Annotated in this window: 14 protein-coding genes and 1 riboswitch; of the genes, 3 read left to right on the top strand and 11 right to left on the bottom strand. The window is 51.1% G+C overall.

What is annotated here, in order from left to right; all coding sequences use genetic code 11:
* Nucleotides 1–3: 3 nt before the first annotated feature.
* Both ACFPMF_RS23500 and ACFPMF_RS23495 read right to left on the bottom strand, forming a co-directional pair.
* On the bottom strand, nucleotides 4–3,528 hold the full coding sequence (locus ACFPMF_RS23500; protein WP_379849700.1) for a DUF4175 family protein: 3,525 nt from the start codon (nucleotides 3,526–3,528) through the stop codon (nucleotides 4–6).
* Nucleotides 3,529–3,636: 108 nt separating this feature from the next.
* On the bottom strand, nucleotides 3,637–4,023 hold the full coding sequence (locus tag ACFPMF_RS23495; RefSeq protein WP_379849698.1) for a hypothetical protein: 387 nt from the start codon (nucleotides 4,021–4,023) through the stop codon (nucleotides 3,637–3,639).
* Nucleotides 4,024–4,157: 134 nt separating this feature from the next.
* Between ACFPMF_RS23495 and ACFPMF_RS23490 the strand changes: the two genes are divergently transcribed.
* Nucleotides 4,158–4,874 (top strand): ComF family protein, encoded by a 717-nt coding sequence (locus ACFPMF_RS23490; RefSeq protein WP_379849696.1) that lies wholly within the window; start codon nucleotides 4,158–4,160, stop codon nucleotides 4,872–4,874.
* Nucleotides 4,875–4,911: 37 nt separating this feature from the next.
* Here ACFPMF_RS23490 and ACFPMF_RS23485 read toward each other — a convergent pair whose 3' ends face one another.
* From ACFPMF_RS23485 to ACFPMF_RS23460, 6 genes are all read right to left on the bottom strand, one after another.
* Nucleotides 4,912–6,177 (bottom strand): SUMF1/EgtB/PvdO family nonheme iron enzyme, encoded by a 1,266-nt coding sequence (locus tag ACFPMF_RS23485; RefSeq protein ID WP_379849694.1) that lies wholly within the window; start codon nucleotides 6,175–6,177, stop codon nucleotides 4,912–4,914.
* 90 nt (nucleotides 6,178–6,267) lie between these two features.
* Nucleotides 6,268–9,621 carry a transcription-repair coupling factor gene (gene mfd, locus ACFPMF_RS23480; protein WP_379849692.1) on the bottom strand — a complete coding sequence of 1,118 codons (3,354 nt, stop codon included), beginning with the start codon at nucleotides 9,619–9,621 and terminating at the stop codon, nucleotides 6,268–6,270.
* 93 nt (nucleotides 9,622–9,714) lie between these two features.
* The gene (locus ACFPMF_RS23475) at nucleotides 9,715–10,152 is read right to left on the bottom strand and encodes a barstar family protein (RefSeq protein ID WP_379849690.1); all 438 of its coding nucleotides are present in this window, start codon (nucleotides 10,150–10,152) and stop codon (nucleotides 9,715–9,717) included.
* A gap of 32 nt (nucleotides 10,153–10,184) precedes the next feature.
* Complete coding sequence (locus ACFPMF_RS23470) at nucleotides 10,185–10,481, bottom strand: muconolactone Delta-isomerase family protein (RefSeq protein WP_379849688.1); 297 nt, start codon at nucleotides 10,479–10,481, stop codon at nucleotides 10,185–10,187.
* Nucleotides 10,482–10,495: 14 nt separating this feature from the next.
* Nucleotides 10,496–11,161: an alpha/beta hydrolase gene (locus ACFPMF_RS23465; RefSeq protein WP_379849686.1), complete on the bottom strand. Its 666-nt coding sequence runs from the start codon at nucleotides 11,159–11,161 to the stop codon at nucleotides 10,496–10,498.
* 57 nt (nucleotides 11,162–11,218) lie between these two features.
* Nucleotides 11,219–12,160, bottom strand: coding sequence for a ring-cleaving dioxygenase (locus ACFPMF_RS23460; RefSeq protein ID WP_379849684.1), 942 nt, complete (start codon nucleotides 12,158–12,160; stop codon nucleotides 11,219–11,221).
* 155 nt (nucleotides 12,161–12,315) lie between these two features.
* A riboswitch (TPP riboswitch) is annotated at nucleotides 12,316–12,413 on the top strand.
* Nucleotides 12,414–12,490: 77 nt separating this feature from the next.
* Here ACFPMF_RS23460 and ACFPMF_RS23455 point away from each other — a divergent pair.
* Nucleotides 12,491–14,887 carry a TonB-dependent receptor gene (locus tag ACFPMF_RS23455; RefSeq protein WP_379849682.1) on the top strand — a complete coding sequence of 799 codons (2,397 nt, stop codon included), beginning with the start codon at nucleotides 12,491–12,493 and terminating at the stop codon, nucleotides 14,885–14,887.
* Between the two features lie 87 nt (nucleotides 14,888–14,974).
* Here ACFPMF_RS23455 and ACFPMF_RS23450 read toward each other — a convergent pair whose 3' ends face one another.
* Nucleotides 14,975–16,114, bottom strand: a complete 1,140-nt coding sequence (locus ACFPMF_RS23450) for a cystathionine gamma-synthase (RefSeq protein ID WP_379849680.1) — start codon at nucleotides 16,112–16,114, stop codon at nucleotides 14,975–14,977.
* A gap of 66 nt (nucleotides 16,115–16,180) precedes the next feature.
* On the opposite strand from ACFPMF_RS23450, the gene ACFPMF_RS23445 reads away from it, so the two are divergent.
* On the top strand, nucleotides 16,181–16,858 hold the full coding sequence (locus ACFPMF_RS23445) for a TVP38/TMEM64 family protein (protein ID WP_379849678.1): 678 nt from the start codon (nucleotides 16,181–16,183) through the stop codon (nucleotides 16,856–16,858).
* On the opposite strand, the gene ACFPMF_RS23440 is transcribed toward ACFPMF_RS23445, so the two are convergent.
* Nucleotides 16,855–17,613 (bottom strand): alpha/beta hydrolase, encoded by a 759-nt coding sequence (locus tag ACFPMF_RS23440; protein ID WP_379849676.1) that lies wholly within the window; start codon nucleotides 17,611–17,613, stop codon nucleotides 16,855–16,857. The two genes, ACFPMF_RS23445 and ACFPMF_RS23440, sit on opposite strands and share 4 nt — an antisense overlap.
* Nucleotides 17,614–17,672: 59 nt before the next feature.
* A protein-coding gene (gene prfB, locus ACFPMF_RS23435; RefSeq protein ID WP_379849674.1) for a peptide chain release factor 2 occupies nucleotides 17,673–18,750 on the bottom strand; the annotation gives its coding sequence in 2 pieces (ribosomal slippage) (nucleotides 17,673–18,689 and nucleotides 18,691–18,750; 1,077 coding nt in all).
* Between the last annotated feature and the right edge of the window lie 65 nt (nucleotides 18,751–18,815).

Below are 18,815 nucleotides of genomic sequence, written 5' to 3'. Positions count from 1 at the left end.
AACTTACTTTAACTTTTTGAGATACGAATCGACTTCCCGTTTGTAAAAGGGTGAGAAATCGGGTGGAACAGAGCGCAACAATTCAACTTGTTTTTGCTTGTCTTTCACCAGTTGTTCGTATTGCGGGGGCGGTTTACGCATCACCGGTTTTGCCGATTCGGCTTTGCGTTGCATATCTTCCTCCTGTTCCTTGATGGCTTTTTCGGATTCCAGCAGGCGCACCAGAACGTCCTGCTGCCGTTTCAGGGTGTTCTGATTGACGCGTTTGTTGACAAGATCGGTTTCGGTCTCATCCATTTTATTCATAATGTCGTTCAATTCACCATTCAGCTTTTTTCCTAATTCGGTACCTTTTTGCGCATCCTGAAGTTCTTTCAGCATTTTTCGCATCATGGCTTGTTCCGCGGCCAGACGGGAAAGTTCTTCCGACATACCCCGGCCATTCTTCCCCCCCTGCCCCTGATTCTGGCCCTGTTTCATGAGTTGCTGCATACGTTCATTCAATTGCTTCTGCATTTCGCCCATTGCCATGCTCTTGCCTTTGCCCTTTTTCTTGCCTTTCCCAGGTTTGGACGCCGACATCTGGCTCATCTGCTCCTGCATTTGTTTGAAGACATCACTGAGCATCAGGGCCAGGTTGTTGATAGAGGTCATCGCGAATTGCTGTTTCGATGTTGCGACATTCAATCGACGTTCGCGAATGTATTTGACACTTTCGTCCATATAACCCTTCATACTATTCAACTCCCGCGTCACAAACGATTGAATCTGCAGGACCCGGTTGGCCAGCGCGTACAAACTATCTTCAATGATTTTAGCATCATCCTGTAGTTTAAGCTGATCCTGCGCCAGCTTCACGAACCGCGGGTCCTGCAGCGAAACCGCCTTGAAATCCTTCATCACCCGTTCCTGATCGAACGAAAGCTGAATCAGATTTTCCAGGATATCGCGTAAATCATCCATATTTTCCTGTGATTCTTCCATTTCGGAGGATTGCATTTGCTGCTGCAATTGCTCACTGAGCTGCTTCATTTGCTTCGCGGCTTTCTTCTGGGCCTGCGAAGCTTTGCTGTTCTGCTGCTGATCCAGTTGCTGCTGACTTTCCTTCTGATCGTTGCTGATTTCGTTCTGAAGGTCCTGATGCATGTCCTGCTCCTGCGGATTTTTCATTTCCTGAGCCATCTTTTCGATGTCTTTCAGGTCTTCCTTGGTCTTCTCAAACTCCTTGCTCAGCTCCTCCTGCTTCTTACTCAATTCGGCATTTTCCTTTTTGGAAGCATCCTCCTGGTTTTTCTTGGCGTCGGTGCTTTCATCTTTTTTCGCCGATTGATCGTCTTTTTTAGACTGGGCACTGTCCTCTTTCTTCGCCTGCTGATCCTCTTTTTTCGATTGGGCGCTATCTTTTTTCGCCTGTGGATCCTCTTTTTTGGATTGAGATTTCTCGTCCTTCGCCAGCTTATCTTCTTTTTTCTCGGTTTCGCTGGCTAATTTTTCCTGCTTTTCGGCCTGCTTGTCGAGGTCTTTGATGGCATTTTCCATCTTCTGTTCCATCTGAAGCTGCTTGAAAAGTTCGAGGGCCCGTTCTAGTTCTTTCTCCAGATTTTTCTCTTTATTCTTCAGCCGGTCGAGCATGTCAATCATTTTGTCATCCTGCTTTTGCTCGAGCAGCTTCTTTAATTCTTCATAAAGCTTCTGGGTTTCGGGGTCCATCAGCTCGTTCATCAGTTTCTGCAATTGCTCAAATTTCTGGAGTAATTCCGGGTTCTGATTGTTAAACCGTTGCTGGCGTTCGTTGTTGGTTTTGTTTTGTTCCTGTAATTCTTTCAATTCCTGCAGCAATTCTTCGCGCTTCTTCAGCAAATCTTCAGCCTGCTTTTTGTCCTGAAAATCAAGGTTTTTCTTCGTCTGAAGGCGGTTTTCGAGCGAATTCAGATCTTTTTTAAGCTGCTGAGCTTTCGATAGAGTCTTACTGATCTGGTTCTCGGTCTTTTCAGACGAACGTTCGGCCTCTTCGGCGAGCTTCCGCTGGTCCGGAACGGCAAATTGTGCGAAGCTCGAACGGGCGGTTTTATACCCATTGATCACATCATTATCCCATACCTGAACAAAATATTCCAGCCGATCGCCCGGTTGCATAGTCAAACTGTCGAGACCCCACTGGTAATAAAAGTTCTGGGTCGAGGTCGAGCGGTTGAACGGAATCGCGCGGGTCAGGAATTTTTCCGGAGCCTCCTGCCCGGCCCGAATCACTTTATACATCACCTTCAGGTTCGAAAAACCGTAGTCGTCGGTGATGGTTCCGCCCAGCATGACGTAGTTGTAGAAAGTTGTATCCTTGAAATTTTCGAGCGAAACCTGCGGGAATTTATCGTTCACGACGTTGAGCGTGTACTGAATATTATCCCGGCTGGAAGCTACTTTATTCTTCAGCGAGATCGAATACATCGAGGACTTCTTCACCATTCGCGAAAATTCGAACTCTTCCGATGACTGTTTATCGGCTACCAGCCCTCGTGGTTCTCCGGCAAACCGAATCAAAACCGAGTCGGTATTAGCCGCCGAAAACCGCCAGGTAACCTGGGTTCCTTCCGGCACCAGGAGGTTGCCGACGTTGGAAAGCTGTTCCGAAGGCTTGTTCAGGTACGATGGATAAACCAGACTAACATCAAACGATAACAAACCGGGGCGGTCCAGAACGATCAGTTTGAAGTTCGGGGACGTGAATCCCACCGCTTCAAACCGGAAGGGAATGTCGCGCTGCACATTATCGAAGGTATAGGTGAAATGACCGTTGCCATCGTTGTTCAGCTTAAACCGGGTCTGGTTCGAAACCAGATACACATCCTGCGGTAACGCATTTCCCTTCAGTTGCAGCTCAAGGGTGTAGTCTTCATTCCGGAAGGCCTTTAGATCTTTGTTTTGTAACTGAAACTGAAAAGGCGCTTCTTCGGCAAATTCTTCATCATAGCTAATAATCCGCTTCGAAGAATTCGTCAGGAAGGCCGGATAAAGCAGCAGCAAACCGCCAATGATAAAAGCCGGAATAATCGCGTATTTGACAAACCGGCGGTTTTGATTGATCTGAATCGCATCGGCAAACCGCACAAACAGCAGTTGCTTCGACCGCTGGTTAATGCTGGCTTCCAGCAAATCACTTTCCTGCCGGTTGAGGGCGCGTAATTGCAGGGTGTTGAGCAGCTTATCCCCTACTTCCGGAAAAAACCGGCCAATCTGCTGGGCGGCTTCTTCGTTTGTTAGCGACTTGCCGATTCCGTATAAATGCACCAGCGGATTGACGATCCAGTAGTATAACGCCAGCAGCATGACCGCCAGCGACCCGAAAAACAGTGCCCCCCGCACCGGTGAGCTGAACCGGCCAAAAAACTCCGCCGTGTTCATCAGCAGATAGATCGACAACGAAAAGGCAATGAAGAAAATAGCCCCTTTGGCGATCTGGTTGATGTAAAATTTCTTTCGGTATTCTTCAATACGCAGCAGCAGCGTTTGAATCGATTCTTGCATCTGCATCGGTGTATTCGTAAAGGGTTAATACTGCTCGGGTAGTCTGAGGATTCCTAACGGAAAATGAATATAATCAATTGATAATTAACTTCCTCGTCATAACGACAAAGATCGTTAGACAATTTTATCCGCTGGACCAGCCGGGTTATTTTCGGGCAGGTCGAGGTATTCGCCAAAGTATTTAATGACGTGGAGTTTTAGAAAGTTTTCCTGCGTCAACAAGTCGATATGGGGGACTTTCTGCACCAGTTTCCAGTGGGGCCAGCCGTCCTGATCGGTGCCGACCAGTTCATAATAACCGGACAAACTCAGAATCTTGCAGATGGCAATGTGCATCAGGTCCTGCTTTTGCTCCTTCGTGAAAACCTGCGTTCCCCGGCCGAGTTCCTGCACCCCAATCAGAAATAAAACACTATTTAAATCTGCCGGGCGTTTGCCGACGGTTTGTTCCAGATAATCCAGCACCTGCTCCCACTCCTGTTCAATTTCCTGCGTAATCATTTTTATAAAAATTATGGGTGTTTTTGGTCCCGGTTTTATGACTTTTTACGCCCGTGTCCGTCACATGTAGCAGTACAAAAGAGGACGCGCCGATCGGCGTTGTTGCATGAAAACCGTTACGCTTAACTAAGTTCGTGAAAATCATTGGAAAACTTATCAAAAGCGGGTTTGAAGACCTGCTCAATCTGTTTTATCCCCAACCGTGTCTCCTTTGCCGGAATACCCTCCAGCAACAGGAAGAATTCATTTGCACGGCCTGCCGGCTCGCGTTACCGGAAACGGGCCAGCACCGGGGTGAAGCACTGGTGGCAGGGCAAAACCGGTTTGCCGGCAAAGTGCTGGTAGAATTTGTGTTTGCGTATCTCTATTTTACCAGGAAAGGCAAAACCCAGCGGGTGATTCACGCGTTGAAATACCGGGGCCACAAAGAACTGGGGCATGTCCTGGGGCGTTGGTACGGTCATCAGCTCAAAACCGAATACGACCTCCACGAACAGATTGACCTGATTGTGGGCGTACCGCTGCACCCGGCCAAATTGCGACAGCGTGGGTACAACCAGAGCGACTGGTTTGCCATGGGACTGTCCGAAGCCCTGGAAATTCCGTGGAGCGATCAGGCATTGATGCGCACACACTACACGCTAAGCCAGACCGGGAAAAACCGCTTGAGTCGCTGGGAAAACGTCAACACGGTTTTTCGCGTGAAGAACCCCGATTTTGTCGCGAATAAGCGCATCTTGCTGGTGGACGACGTTCTGACTACCGGAGCTACCCTGGAGGCCTGTACGGCCTCCTTAGTGGCCGCTAACAGTCAATCAGTCGGGATTATAACAATGGCGGCCACCCGATAATCGAGTGGCCGCCTGGCAGGGTCCGGAATGTCAGGGATTACTTATTCCGTCCACCGGCAATCATAGCGCACCGGAAACCAATGGTAGCCGTGGCTGAATCCTGAGCCATAAACCGGCGCGTACCGGGCGCCAGCCAGTAGGATACATCCGCCCACGAACCGCCTTTGTAGACCCGCAGTTTATCGTCAATAATCGAGTTGCCGTTTTTGGTGTCGTAGTTTTTCGCTTCATCCTGATATCCATCCCGGCGCAGTGGGTTCAGGTCGTTCATATCCTGGTACGACAGCGGACGGTACACGTCATACACCCATTCGTTCACGTTACCGGCCATGTTATAGAGCCCGAAATCGTTTGGCGGATAGGTGTAAATCTCGGCCGTGATGATGGCGGCATCATTCGATTTTCCGGCGATACCGGCATAGTCACCGCGACCACGTTTGAAGTTGGCCAGCATCTGGCCTTGTTTGCGGCCTTTCTTGGCGTTCCGGACCGACGAACCATCCCAGGGATAGATCCGCTGATTGGACTGATTCTCGTCGATGTATTGCGTACCGATCATGGCCTTCGCTGCGTATTCCCACTCGGCTTCCGACGGCAGACGGTAGTTCGGCAGCACATTGCCGCTTTCCATGGATGCAGTCGTCTGCGAGTTTTTCGCTACGGGCTGCTCGGCTTCGGCAACCGGCGCTTCTTCTTTCTTCTTCCGTTTCAGTGAGAACCCTTTTTTCTTACCTGTTGAGCTGCCTTTCTGGGCCAGGTTGGCGTTCACGGCATCCGTCCGCCAGGTAGAGTAATCCACAGCCTGTTCCCACGACACCCCAACGACCGGGTAATACCGGAAACCGGGGAAGCGCAGGTATTGCGTTACATACGGATCGTTATACGACAGCGGGTTTTTCCAAACGTTCGTGTCGGGCAAGGCGCGGGTGTAAATTTCTTCCGACGAATCGCGCTGAATCGCGTCAAGGTATTCAAGGTAGTGAATGTTGGCGATCTCGGTTTCATCCATGTAGAACGACTGGATACTGACGGTCCGCTCGCGGTTATCGCGCGAGTTCATGACATCTTCTTCCAGCGCCCCCATTGTAAACCGCCCGCCTTCGATAAACACCAGGTTCGGACCTGCCGTCTGACCCCTGTATTTCGCTACCTGAAATCCATTCTCTTTGTTATAGTTAATCCCGGTGGCCGTACTTTGCTTACCCGGTTTCACGCTGGTCGGGTGCTTGGACTTACACGCGCCTAATACCGCGGCAAATGCCAGCAGGTAGACCATCGAACGTAATGGTTGGTTTCGATTCATTGCGATTTGGTACCTAATAGAAGTTCAAAATTACAGTATGTCAGGCAAACTTTCACGATTACAAACAACCGGAAGTACAATTCCCGGTTATCATTCCACCATCTGACTCAACACATCGTCCATCTGATCGACTGTATTTACGTCTCTTTGCGTAAAAATTAGCTTTCCTTTATAGTCTTTTAATGAGCAGGTTGCCGAATTTTTCTTGACGTAATCAATTACTTTGCCAAACTGCCCGGAATTGAAGAAAACGTCATTCCCAGAAGAAACGAAGGTTCCCTTCATGATATTATTCTTCAGCGTCAATTTTTCGAACTGCAAACGCTCGGCCTTCCAGCGAACCATCACCAGTTTGATGAGATTTCCGACTTCTTCCGGCATCGGCCCAAACCGGTCGGTCATCGAGCGCTCGAAATTCGACAGTTCCGTCTGGTTCTGAATGTTATCCAGCTGGTTATACAACGACAAACGCTCGGAGATATTGGCTACGTATTTTTCGGGAATCAACACCTGCAAATCCGTCTCGATCAGCGTATCGGGCAGCAGCGTTTTCAGGCTGTCCTCATTCGGCATGAAGAGGTTCTTAAACTCGGTTTCTTTCAATTCCTGAACGGCTTCATCCAGAATTTTGTGGTACATTTCAAAACCGAGATCATTGATAAAACCGCTTTGCTCGGCACCCAGCAGGTTTCCGGCGCCCCGGATGTCGAGGTCGCGCATCGCAATCTTGAAGCCTTCACCCAGTTCGGAAAAATCTTCGAGTGTTTGTAACCGCTTGCGGGCGTCGGATGTAATCACCGAAACCGCAGGCGTCATCAGGTAACAGAACGCCTTTTTGTTGGACCGCCCGACCCGACCGCGCATCTGGTGCAGGTCCGACAACCCGAACATGTGCGCCTGGTTGATGATAATCGTATTGGCGTTCGGAATGTCCAAACCGGATTCAATAATATTCGTGGAAACCAGCACGTCGTAATCACCTTCGATGAATTTGGTCATGACGCGTTCCAGCCGGTCACCGTCCATCTGGCCGTGAGCTACGGAAACCCGGGCGTCGGGCACCAACCGCATGATCAGGTTGGCAATCGACTCGATGTCGCTGACCCGATTGTGAACAAAAAAGACCTGACCACCGCGCCGGACTTCGTAACTGACCGCATCCCGAATGACGGTTTCACTGAACGTATGGATTTCGGTCGTCACGGGCTGGCGGTTCGGTGGTGGTGTTGCAATTACCGAAAGGTCACGGGCGCCCATGAGCGAGAAATGCAGCGTGCGCGGAATGGGCGTCGCCGTCAGCGTCAACACATCCACGTCCACCCGCATTTCTTTCAGTCGATCTTTCGTTTTGACGCCAAACTTCTGCTCTTCATCAATGACCAGTAACCCTAAGTCTTTGAATTTGATATCTTTATTGACAATCCGGTGCGTACCGATCAGAATACCGGTTTCGCCGGAAGCAACTCGTTTCAGGGTTTCCTTGATCTGGGTAGCCGTCCGAAACCGGTTGATGTATTCAATTTTAACCGGAAAATCGGCCAGCCGCTCCCGGAACGTGTTGTGGTGCTGCATGGCCAGAATAGTGGTTGGTACCAAAACCGCCACCTGTTTGTTGTCCGTTACCGCTTTGAATGCCGCCCGAATGGCCACCTCAGTTTTGCCGAAACCAACATCACCACACACCAGCCGGTCCATCGGGTGAGCCTGTTCCATGTCAGCTTTGACATCGGACGTGGCTTTGGCCTGATCCGGTGTATCCTCGTAAATGAAGGACGATTCGAGTTCGGCCTGCAAAAAACTATCGTGCGAAAAGGCAAAACCGGGGGCCTGCCGCCGTTTGGCGTAGAGCGAAATCAGCTCCTTGGCAATGTCCTTGACCTGCTTCTTGACCCGCGATTTTTTCAACTCCCACTCCTGCGAACCGAGTTTGCTCATCACGGGCGGAGTTCCCTCCTTGCCGGTGTATTTCGCAATTTTGTGCAAACTATGAATACTGACCAGCAGAATGTCGTTGTCGCGGTAAATCAACCGAATGGCTTCCTGCTCGCGACCGCCGACATCCACTTTCTCCAGGCCCGCAAACCGCCCGATGCCGTGATCAACGTGCGTTACGTAATCGCCCGGCTGAAGCGTTTTAAGTTCCCGCAAGGTCAGCGCTTTCGATTTCGAGAATTTATCCCGGACCCGGTATTTGTAGTAGCGATCAAAAATCTGGTGGTCGGTGTAGCAAACCACTTTCGTCTGCTCGTCCACGAAACCTTCTTTCAGCGAAATACTGAGCGACTGGAATTTGAGAAACGGATCGAGTTCTTCGAAAATGGTTTTCAGCCGCTCCTGCTGCTTGTACGACTCGGCCGCAATGAGGTTGGTGTAGCCTTTCGACTGGTTGTCCGCCAGATTGTCGACCAGCCGCTTGAAATCTTTGTTAAACGACGGCTGCGCCTTGGACGAATACGTAATCTTTTCTTCCGTTTTGAAATAAAACCGGCGGCCAAATTCCACCGTCCGAAACGTTTTGATCTGGTTCAGCAAACCCCGGCGGGTTTCGAACAGCACGTTCGGGTCCGAAACCACCTGAATGCCACCTTTGCCGCCGACCAGGCTGGCCAGACTTTGCTCGGCTTTCTCGAAATTCTTGTCGATGATTTCGAGCGTCAGTTCCACGTCTTTAAACCAGAGCGTGGCCGTATTCGGGAAGAATTCCAGAAACGGTTCACGCGTCTCGTGAATCAGCTTATTTTCGATGTTGGGAATGATGCTGATGTGATCGACCCGATCAGTGGACAGCTGGCTTTCGGGGTTGAAAAGCCGGATGGTTTCAATCTCATCGCCGAACAGTTCGATCCGGTACGGAAACTCGCTGGCAAAGGAAAATACGTCGATAATCCCCCCACGGATCGAAAACTGGCCGGCTTCGTACACAAAGTCGGTTTTTTCGAAGTCGTAACTATTGAGCAGTTCGTTGATGAAATTGGCATCCAGTTTATCACCGGTTTTGACGGACCAGGTGTTGGCCCGCAACGATCGTTTGTTAATCACTTTTTCCGATAACGCTTCCGGATAGGTTACAACAACGACGTTTTTGTTGGCCTCAGCATTCAGTTTATTCAGCACTTCGGCCCGCATCAGAACGTTGGCGTTTTCCACCTCTTCGTACTGATACGGTTTTTTATACGACATCGGAAAAAACAAGACGTCTTCGCCCAGCAGATTCTGCAAATCGTTATAGAAATAAGAAGCCTCTTCCCGATCGCTCAAAACAAATAAAAACGTGGAGGGATGCAGGCGGTAAACAGACGCAGCCAGCACGGCATCGAGGCTGCCCGTAATGCCTTTCAATTGAATGCGGGCCGGTTCGTTGGAATGTGGCTGGCGGAATTGTTCACCAATGATTTTGATGAAACTATCTTCGGTATAAAGCGTAATAAAATCGGCTACTTTCATAGAAAATATAAAATACCAAAAGCCGCAGGGACGAAAATCTCCATGCGGCAAAAGCACCCAATTAACCGTGGATAGACGGTTTTTGTTGCAAACTTAAACGGTGCGGTCGTAGGCAAAATCCTCTTTTTCAAAGAGAGTCACCAACGAATCGCTGGGCTGAAACAGAAACACCAGCTGCCGGACCGCAACCCCCTCTTCTTCCTCATCAACCCATTTCCAGTCTTCGGCAGCGGCATCCAGAATGTTCAGCAAATCAATTTTTTTGACGTCACTTTTTTCCTGCGACAAAAAAGCGTCGGTATCGGTAATATAAACCGCAATTTTATCCTCAACCAGCCAATCCAGATCGTTCAGGGCGTCGTCGAGCGACTCCAGGCCGAATTCAAACTCGGCCGGAAACCGCAGCTCACGGGCGAGTTGCTCGTAGAATGATTTCAGGGTTTTAGCGTGCTGACCGTCGATCCGTGCCAGCCGAAAATCGGCGTACGGTTTCAGGTCTGAATCCGATTGAACGAATTTAAAATTGGCCATGCGAAACGGGAAAAATGACCCGGCAAAAGTAGTCAATTCAGTGAAAACAAGGGCATTCGTAATGAAACGATATTATTGAACATCAGTTCCGTAATGGTCGGGTCCATAAAGTTGATCAACGGAAATTCCGAGATGATTTCCATTGCTTCAAATTCCGTCTGGGCCTTGACGACGCACCATAGTTTCTGGCGGTCGAAGGACAAGGCATACGTCAACAGCTTGCCGTTTTCCATCAATTCATTGACTTTCAAACGCTGGTGCGGAATTTTTACCGTAAACTCCTCGGTCATTTCGGCCGGAAGATTGATTTCTACCATAAACTGACTCATCGGACGTGGTAGTTTTAAGTGTACAACTCACGAATGGGTGCGCCGGAGGTCGGCGAACCGGCAATTAACTGGTTAACAATCTTTAACTCATCTTCGTTGACTGAATGCGGAAAATTTGGATATAATTTCATTTTCACCTGGGCACCCATAGCCCGGAACACGCCTTCCGACTCGATGACGCGGTCTTTCGGAATGTGCGGATCGATGTCGCTGCACCCCAGAAAAGCCGGTGTTTCTTCCAGTTCGCCGTCGTACAGCCGGGGCGTTCCCGGCGGGCCGATCAAACCGCCACTCAGCCCGAAAACCCCGCCGTATGGCATCGCATTGCGGGCCACAAATTCCAGCGCCAGACAGGCACCCTGCGAAAAACCGAGCCAGAAAATCTGGGGTGTTTTGAAGTTATAGTCCGACTGCAGCCGGGCGCGCAGACTGCTCAGCACCTGCAGGGCCGACGACAGATGGGGCTCGTTCTGTTCGATGGGGCTCAGGAACGAATACGGATACCAGGTGCCCTGATGGGCCTGCGGGGCGATAAACGCAAAGTTATCATCGGTAATATATTCTGACAACGACAGAATATCCCGCGCGGAGGCCCCCCGCCCGTGTACCATAACCATCACTTTTGCGGCTTTTTCCAGCGGTTTTCCGGCGGTAAGGAAGTTATTAGGATCGTGTATCATCGTGTTTAGGATAAAGTAAGGGCAAAAGGTATTCATCGTACCTTCTGCCCCTGTCCGTTATTTCACTTCAATTTTCGGTAATGCCGCTTCAATTTTTGCACGACGGGGTTCGTACCACTCGGGCAATTTAAGCGTTTTCCCCAAGTCCGCAACGGGTTCATCGACGGCAAATCCCGGCGGGTTGGTCGCTACTTCGAACAAAATACCGCCCGGTTCGCGGAAATAAATGCTGTGGAAATAATTCCGATCCTGAACGGGTGTCACGTGATAACCGGCTTCCAGCAGTTGTTGTTGCAGCACGATCTGTGATTCGTCGCTATCGGTTGAGAAAGCAACGTGGTGCACCGAACCGTTGCCCTGCTGCGCCCGAACATCGGTGGGTGAATGTTTCACATCCACGTAATTCCCGGAACCGCCTTTCCCGGCCTGAAACCGGAACAAACCGGCCTCTTCGGCGACGAGAGTATGTCCCAGCGATTCGGTTAATAAGGTAACCGTATCATCCACGTTGAACTCGTTTAACGTGACGGTATGGAAACCTTTGACGGCGTGTTCGAGGGGAATAAAACCGTTCGACCAGCCGGGCCGGGAGTCGTTGTCGTGCGCCACCAGTTCGATGCCCATGCCGTCGAAATCCTCAAACCGCAGGTAGGTTTCGTTAAAGCGTTGGTAAGGACCTGTAAAGGCAATATTGAATTCATGCAGCCGATTGATCCAGAAACTCAGCGAAGCCGTCGGAACCGAAAACGCCGTATAGGTCAGTTGCCCCCCACCCTTCCGGCCCCGGGGAAAGCTTTTACCGTACGGAAAAAACGTCAGGATACTCCCCGGCGACCCGGTTTCGTCCCCGTAGTACAGGTGGTAAACATCCGGCGCATCGAAGTTGATGGTTTTTTTGACCAGCCGTAATCCCAGAATGTGCGTGTAAAAATCAACATTACCCTGGGCATCGCCGGCCAGAGCCGTAACGTGGTGTAATCCATTGACGAGCGTTTCCATGATTGCGGGAGTTTTAAAAGTAATATGACAAATTTATTTAATTGTATCGACATTTAATGTATATACATTTAAATTTCAGATACAGTTCATTGTCGTTCAATATTTCGGCAAAATGCTTTTTTGTACCATTTCCACGCTTACCTTTGCATCGCTTAATCTTACATAAGGGGTGCCTTAATACAACGGGCTGAGATTATACCCATTGAACCTGCACCGGGTAATGCCGGCGAAGGGAACGTACCGACGAACCTAAGTTCGTTAAGTTTCATTTTACCACATACATCCAGTAGATAGGTCGGCCCCTTGCCTGTCGTGAACATTTCGTATACCATGAAAAATGTGACGGTTAGGCTGTATTTCGTCAACCTAAGCTTACTCTCGGCGGTTTTTTTGCTCGCCAGTCTGCCCGCCTGGGCGCAATTTTCCATTTCCGGAACCATCAACGATGCCGACGGCGGGGTGTTACCCGGTGCAGCGGTTACAGTCGAAAGCACGTATAAAGGCACATTTGCGGATGCCAACGGCGCATTCCGTCTGACGAATTTGAAACCGGGCACCACCCAATTACGCATCTCTCTGCTGGGTTATGAGCCAGTTTTAAAAACCGTTGAATTGAATCAGGATGCTCAGATTACGGTTTCGCTGACCAAAACGGTCGTCGTTGTCGATGAGGTAGTGGTCAGTGCCACGCGCGCCAACCAGAAGTCGGCGATTGCCTACACGAACGTTTCCGGCAAAGAGCTGACGAAGCAGAATCTGGGGCAGGATATTCCGCTGCTGCTGAATTTTACGCCGTCGCTGGTGACCACCTCCGACGCGGGTGCGGGCGTCGGCTATACCGGTTTTCGGATTCGCGGTTCGGATGCGACGCGGGTTAATGTAACCGTCAACGGAATTCCGTACAATGACGCCGAATCGCAGGGTACGTTCTGGGTCAATATGCCGGATATTGCCTCATCGGTCAGCAGTATTCAGATTCAGCGGGGCGTGGGCACCTCGACCAACGGCGCGGGGGCCTTCGGTGCTTCGGTTAACGTACAAACCAACAGTCTGGAACGCAATCCGTACGGCGAGGTGGATGTGTCTGGGGGCTCGTTCAATACGCTGAAAACCACCGTAAAAGCCGGTTCCGGTTTGCTGAGTAATCACTTTGTGGTCGATGCGCGACTGTCCAGAATCGTGTCGGACGGGTATATCGACCGGGCATCGTCGAACCTGAAATCGTTTTACCTGTCGGGCGGCTGGTACGGTAAGAAAAGCTTTGTGCGGCTCAATGTGTTCTCGGGTATGGAAAAAACGTACCAGGCCTGGGATGGGGTGCCGGAAAGCCTGCTGAAAACTAACCGGACCTACAATGCCTACACCTACGAAAATGAGGTCGATAATTATCAACAGGATCATTACCAGTTGATTAGTTCGCATGAGTTGAGCAAAAACTGGCGTCTGAATGCGTCGTTGCACTACACCAAAGGCCGAGGCTATTACGAACAGTTCCGGGCCAATAACCGCCTGTCGGATTACGGTTTGCCGAACGTCGTGATCGGCGATTCGACCATCAGCCGCACGGATCTGATTCGCCGGCGCTGGCTGGATAATGACTTCTACGGGGCGGTTTTTTCGCTGGATTACAACAGTTTCGGCAAACTGACGGCCAACATCGGCGGGGGCTGGAATCAGTATACCGGCAAGCATTTTGGAGAGGTCATCTGGGCCCGGTTTGCCAGCACCAGCGACATCCGGCACCGGTATTACAACAACGACGCTACCAAAACCGATTTTAACCTCTACGGAAAGGCCTATTACCAGTTTAGCTCCAAACTCAATGCCTTCGTTGATTTGCAGGTTCGGACCGTTGGGTATTCGTTTCTGGGCTTTGACAACCAGCTCCGCAATGTGCAACAGGACGATAACCTGAGCTTTTTCAATCCCAAAGCCGGCATTACCTATGCGCTCAATGACCGCAGCAGCGTGTATGCCTCATTCGGTGTGGGACACCGCGAACCCAACCGCAACGATTACACCCAATCGACGCCCGCCAGCCGTCCGAAAGCCGAACGGCTGAACGATTGGGAAGCGGGTTACAAGCTGCAATCCCAGCGAATGGCTTTTTCGGCCAACCTGTATTACATGAAGTATAAAAACGAGCTGGTATTGACCGGTCAGATCAACGATGTGGGGGCGCAAAACCGGGTAAACGTACCGAATAGTTACCGCGCCGGCATTGAACTGGAAGCCGGAACCGTCCTGGCCAAAAACCTGCGCTGGAACGTCAATGCAACCTTCAGTCAGAATAAAGTAAAAGCTTTTACGGAGTTCCTGGATGATTATGATACCGGAGAGCAGCATGTGAATCGCTATACCAACACCGACATTGCGTTTGCTCCGAACACGATTGTTGGCTCGCAATTGCTCTATACCCCGGTGAAAGGGCTGGAACTAGGCTTGCTGTCGAAATATGTCGGGAAGCAGTACATGGACAACACCTCCAGCGAAAACCGTAAGCTGGACGCGTATTTCGTCAACGATCTGCGGTTTATTTATACGGTGAAGCCCAAAGGCATGAACGAAATCGCGTTTTCATTGCTGCTTAACAACGTTTTGGGCGAACTCTACGAGTCAAACGGTTACACCTACAGCTACATTGCGGAGGGAAAAACCGTTACGGAAAACTTCTACTATCCGCAGGCCGGCCGGAATTTTCTGGCGGGGGTGAGAATCCGGTTTTAAGTACCCCCGGACTTTAGTCCGTGTGATTCAAGTGACTTATCGCTCTGGAAATGCTGAAAATCACACGGACTAAAGTCCGGGGGTACGTTAGCCAATCGCCTGCGCCAGATCAGCCATCAGATCGTCGGCGTCTTCAATCCCGACGCTCAGGCGGATCAGGGTGTCTTTCAGGCCGTTCTTTTCGCGCTCTTCTTTCGGAATGCTGGCGTGGGTCATCGAAGCCGGGTGCGTACAGAGCGACTCGACACCGCCCAGCGATTCGCCCAGCGAAAACACTTTGAAACTTTCCATCACGCGCACGGCTTCCGGCAGCGAGTCACCGTGCAGTTCAAAGGACACCATACCGCCAAAACCGCGCATTTGCCGCTTCGCCAGTTCGTGCTGCGGGTGATCTTCCAGCCCCGGATAATTTACCTGGCTGACTTTCGGGTGCTGGCGTAAATACTGCGCAATTTTTAGGGCGTTTTCGCAATGCCGCTGCATCCGGATGTGCAGCGTTTTGATCCCGCGCAACACCAGAAAACAATCCTGCGGCCCCGGAACGGCCCCGCAGGCATTCTGGATAAATTCGAGCCGCTTCGTGATTTCGTCGTCATTGAGCACAATGGCGCCCATGACCGTATCGGAGTGGCCACCGAGGTATTTCGTCACGGAATGCATCACAAGGTCGGCACCCAGATCCAGCGGGTTTTGCAGATACGGCGACGCAAACGTATTATCGACCACCAGCAGCGTATTTTTGGCTTTCGTAATGGCCGCAATCGCTTTGATGTCAACGATGCGCAGCAGCGGATTCGTGGGCGTTTCGATCCAGACCATCTTCGTCGCGGGCGTCATGGCCCCTTCCAGTGCCGACGGATTTTCCAGCCCGATGAAGTTGAATTTGATGCCGTATTCCTGAAAAACCCGCACCATAATCCGGTACGTACCGCCGTACAGATCGTTGCTGGCGATAATCTCGTCGCCCGGTTTGAACAGCTTCAGGATGGCATCGGTCGCGGCCAGCCCGGATGCGTAGCAAATACCGTGTTTGCCGTTTTCGAGCGCGGCCAGGTTATTTTGCAGGGCCGTTCGGGTCGGGTTTTGGGTGCGGGCGTACTCGTAGCCCTTGTGTTTGCCCGGCGACTCCTGGACGTAGGTCGAAGTCTGGTAGATGGGCGTCATAATGGCCCCCGTGGTGGGATCCGGTTCGACACCGGCGTGGATGGCTTTGGTTGCGAATTTCATACCCGAATGTAACACGGTTTTACAAATGGTGCCAGTCATTGCCTGGAAATCCCGTAAGTTTGTCGCGTGAAAAAAGTACAGTTAAAAGTATTATCGGGCCCGGCGCTGATAGGATTGATTTTGTCGGTTGTGCCGGTCTTATTCAGTTCGGTGCTCACGTATCTGACGGTTTCGTACGAACCGGTGATTGCCCAATTTAATGCCTGGGAATGGCTGGGTTTGACGGCTGCCTGTTGCCTCACATCCGCTTTTGCCCTGACGCCACCGACTTTTCTGGCCCTGATCTTCGGTTATTTTCTGGGCTGGAATTCCCTTTTGCCACTTTTCGCGCTGAACATGATTTGCATTCTGTTGGTAAACCGGATGATTAATTGGGTCGATCAGGACCGGTTTGTTCGCTTTATCGAAGAAAACCAGAAGGCCAAAAAGGTTCTGGAGCAGATTCGGGAACAGGAGCTGAAAGTAATTTTCTTTACCAAACTGTCGCCGGTTTTGCCCTTTGCGGTGACCAATCTGGTCTTTGCCTTGTCCGGGGCACGGCTGCGAAATATTCTATTAGGCGGTTTTCTGGGTATGATTCCCCGGACGTTCATTGCAGTTTGGACGGCCCAGCAGGCGAAGGAAATCCAGACGTTAATTGAAAATCCGAACGCGGGAAACTGGACACAGATTTCAATCGGGGTTCTGCTGCTGGCGTCCGTTGTGGGCTTGTATGTGGTGTTAAATCGGGCCTTAAACCGCTAAAGGCGTTTGGCCACTTTTTCGATCAGCCGGTGATGGCCGGTTTTCAAAACCGTTAGTTCGTAGGTCGGAAGGGAATTGATCAGGGGCGTCAGAAAAGACGTGGGAACCACCTGATCAAAGTAACCGGTAAAAAAACGAATGCGGATCGGCTTTTGATTAAACAGGGTAGCCAGGTACCGAGGTTCGAAGCGAAGTTTCCGGAAATAAATCCAGGAGTTGTAGACCATTTTCCGCTGTTCAGCAGTCGCCAGCATGTTTTCGGCAAACCGTAAGACACTGCGGTTGATCAGACCGATGGAAATAAAAAACTGCCCAAACCGGTGCAGCAGCGGGACATGGTTAAGAAAATAACGGAATAAGATCCGGCCTACACCCGTCCCGGTAGCCAGTCGATACCACGGACTGATCGTGATTCCGTCGGGGGCAATCAGCACCAACTCGTCGATGCGTGCGTGGAAAAGTTCGGCCGTGGCCAAAGCAAACCGCCCGCCCATGCTGAAACCGAGGACAGCAAACCGCTCAATCTGGTGTTGTTGGAGAAACGCATGAATAAGTGCGCGGTAGGCTTCTTTGGTAAGCACATCACCGACGCCCTGCACGGGCTGCTCTCCGTGAAAAAACAAATCAAAGGCATAAACCGAATACCGCCCTTCCAGGGCCTGCGCCAGTGGTTCAAAAACCCGGTGAGTCTGGCCAATACCGTGAAAGGCCAGTAAAGGAAGGGGGCCGTTTGACAGCTTAAAAACCGGAAGCATGGCCAAACATACAATAAACGAAGGTCCCCGGCAACTGTCAGGCGGCCGGGGACGGATTGTTAATCCTGCATCAGCAGGTATGATTTGATAAAGCCATCCAGATCACCGTTCAAAACCGCGTCGGTATTGGAGGTCTGGAAGCCCGTGCGGTGGTCTTTCACCCGGCGATCGTCGAGGACGTAGCTCCGGATTTGCGAACCCCACTCGATTTTCTTCTTGCTGGCCTCTACTTCGGCCCGGGCTGCGTTGCGCTTTTCGACTTCAATCTGGTAAAGTTTCGATTTCAACAGCCGCATGGCCACTTCCTTGTTCTGCAACTGGCTCCGCTCCTGCTGACACTCGATGATCAGGCCCGACGGTTTGTGGCGCAGCCGGACGGCGGTTTCCACCTTGTTGACGTTCTGGCCACCGGCCCCGCCCGAACGGAAGGTATCCCAGTCGATGTCGGCGGGATTGACTTCAATTTCAATGGAGTCGTCGATGAGCGGATACGCGTAAACCGAAGCAAACGAGGTGTGCCGCCGGGCGTTGGCATCGAAAGGTGACACCCGCACGAGCCGGTGGACACCGTTTTCCGATTTCAGAAAACCGTAGGCCAGCGGTCCGTCTACTTCCAGCGTGGCCGACTTGATGCCCGCACCGTCGCCGGGCTGGTAATCGACCTGCTTCACTTTATAGCCGTGTTTTTCGGACCACATCAGGTACATGCGGTACAGCATATCGGCCCAGTCCTGGCTTTCGGTGCCGCCCGCGCCGGAGTTGATTTCCAGGATGGCACTGAGCTGGTCTTCCTCATTGCTGAGCATTTTTTTCAGCTCCAGGTCGTCCAGGGCGGCTTTTACTTTTTCGCCCTCAGCGTCGATCTCCTCCTCCGAAACGTCGCCGGCTTCGTAGAATTCAAACAGGGTTTCGAGATCACCCAGCAGCGACTCAACGTGTTCATACCCCGTGGTCCAGCCTTTCAGCATACGGACCTGCTTCATGGTTTTCTCGGCACCTTCGGCGTCCTGCCAGAATTCGGGTTGGCTGGTACGGTCTTCTAAATCAGCGAGTTGTTCTTTCTTGCTATCGTAGTCAAAGATACCCCCTCAGGGCCTCTACTCTGGCCCTCACGTCCTTTAATTGGTCGGTCGTCATAATGCGTGAAACAATGTTTTATGTAAAAATGAGTCCGCAAAGATACGGTTTTACGAACGGCTATC

The sequence above is a fragment of the Larkinella bovis genome (assembly GCF_042655385.1).
GTDB classification, from domain to species: domain Bacteria; phylum Bacteroidota; class Bacteroidia; order Cytophagales; family Spirosomataceae; genus Larkinella; species Larkinella bovis.
The sequence above is the reverse complement of the archived record's forward strand: the minus strand, read 5'-3'. Positions and strand labels throughout refer to the sequence as shown.

What these genes read in the sequence shown, in the direction of transcription:
- ACFPMF_RS23500 (WP_379849700.1), bottom strand. Translation starts at nt 3,528, where the DNA reads ATGCAGATGCAAGAATCGATTCAAACGCTGCTGCTGCGTATTGAAGAA.
- ACFPMF_RS23495 (WP_379849698.1), bottom strand. Translation starts at nt 4,023, where the DNA reads ATGATTACGCAGGAAATTGAACAGGAGTGGGAGCAGGTGCTGGATTAT.
- ACFPMF_RS23485 (WP_379849694.1), bottom strand. Translation starts at nt 6,177, where the DNA reads ATGAATCGAAACCAACCATTACGTTCGATGGTCTACCTGCTGGCATTT.
- mfd (WP_379849692.1), bottom strand. Translation starts at nt 9,621, where the DNA reads ATGAAAGTAGCCGATTTTATTACGCTTTATACCGAAGATAGTTTCATC.
- ACFPMF_RS23475 (WP_379849690.1), bottom strand. Translation starts at nt 10,152, where the DNA reads ATGGCCAATTTTAAATTCGTTCAATCGGATTCAGACCTGAAACCGTAC.
- ACFPMF_RS23470 (WP_379849688.1), bottom strand. Translation starts at nt 10,481, where the DNA reads ATGAGTCAGTTTATGGTAGAAATCAATCTTCCGGCCGAAATGACCGAG.
- ACFPMF_RS23465 (WP_379849686.1), bottom strand. Translation starts at nt 11,161, where the DNA reads ATGATACACGATCCTAATAACTTCCTTACCGCCGGAAAACCGCTGGAA.
- ACFPMF_RS23460 (WP_379849684.1), bottom strand. Translation starts at nt 12,160, where the DNA reads ATGGAAACGCTCGTCAATGGATTACACCACGTTACGGCTCTGGCCGGC.
- ACFPMF_RS23455 (WP_379849682.1), top strand. Translation starts at nt 12,491, where the DNA reads ATGAAAAATGTGACGGTTAGGCTGTATTTCGTCAACCTAAGCTTACTC.
- ACFPMF_RS23450 (WP_379849680.1), bottom strand. Translation starts at nt 16,114, where the DNA reads ATGAAATTCGCAACCAAAGCCATCCACGCCGGTGTCGAACCGGATCCC.
- ACFPMF_RS23440 (WP_379849676.1), bottom strand. Translation starts at nt 17,613, where the DNA reads ATGCTTCCGGTTTTTAAGCTGTCAAACGGCCCCCTTCCTTTACTGGCC.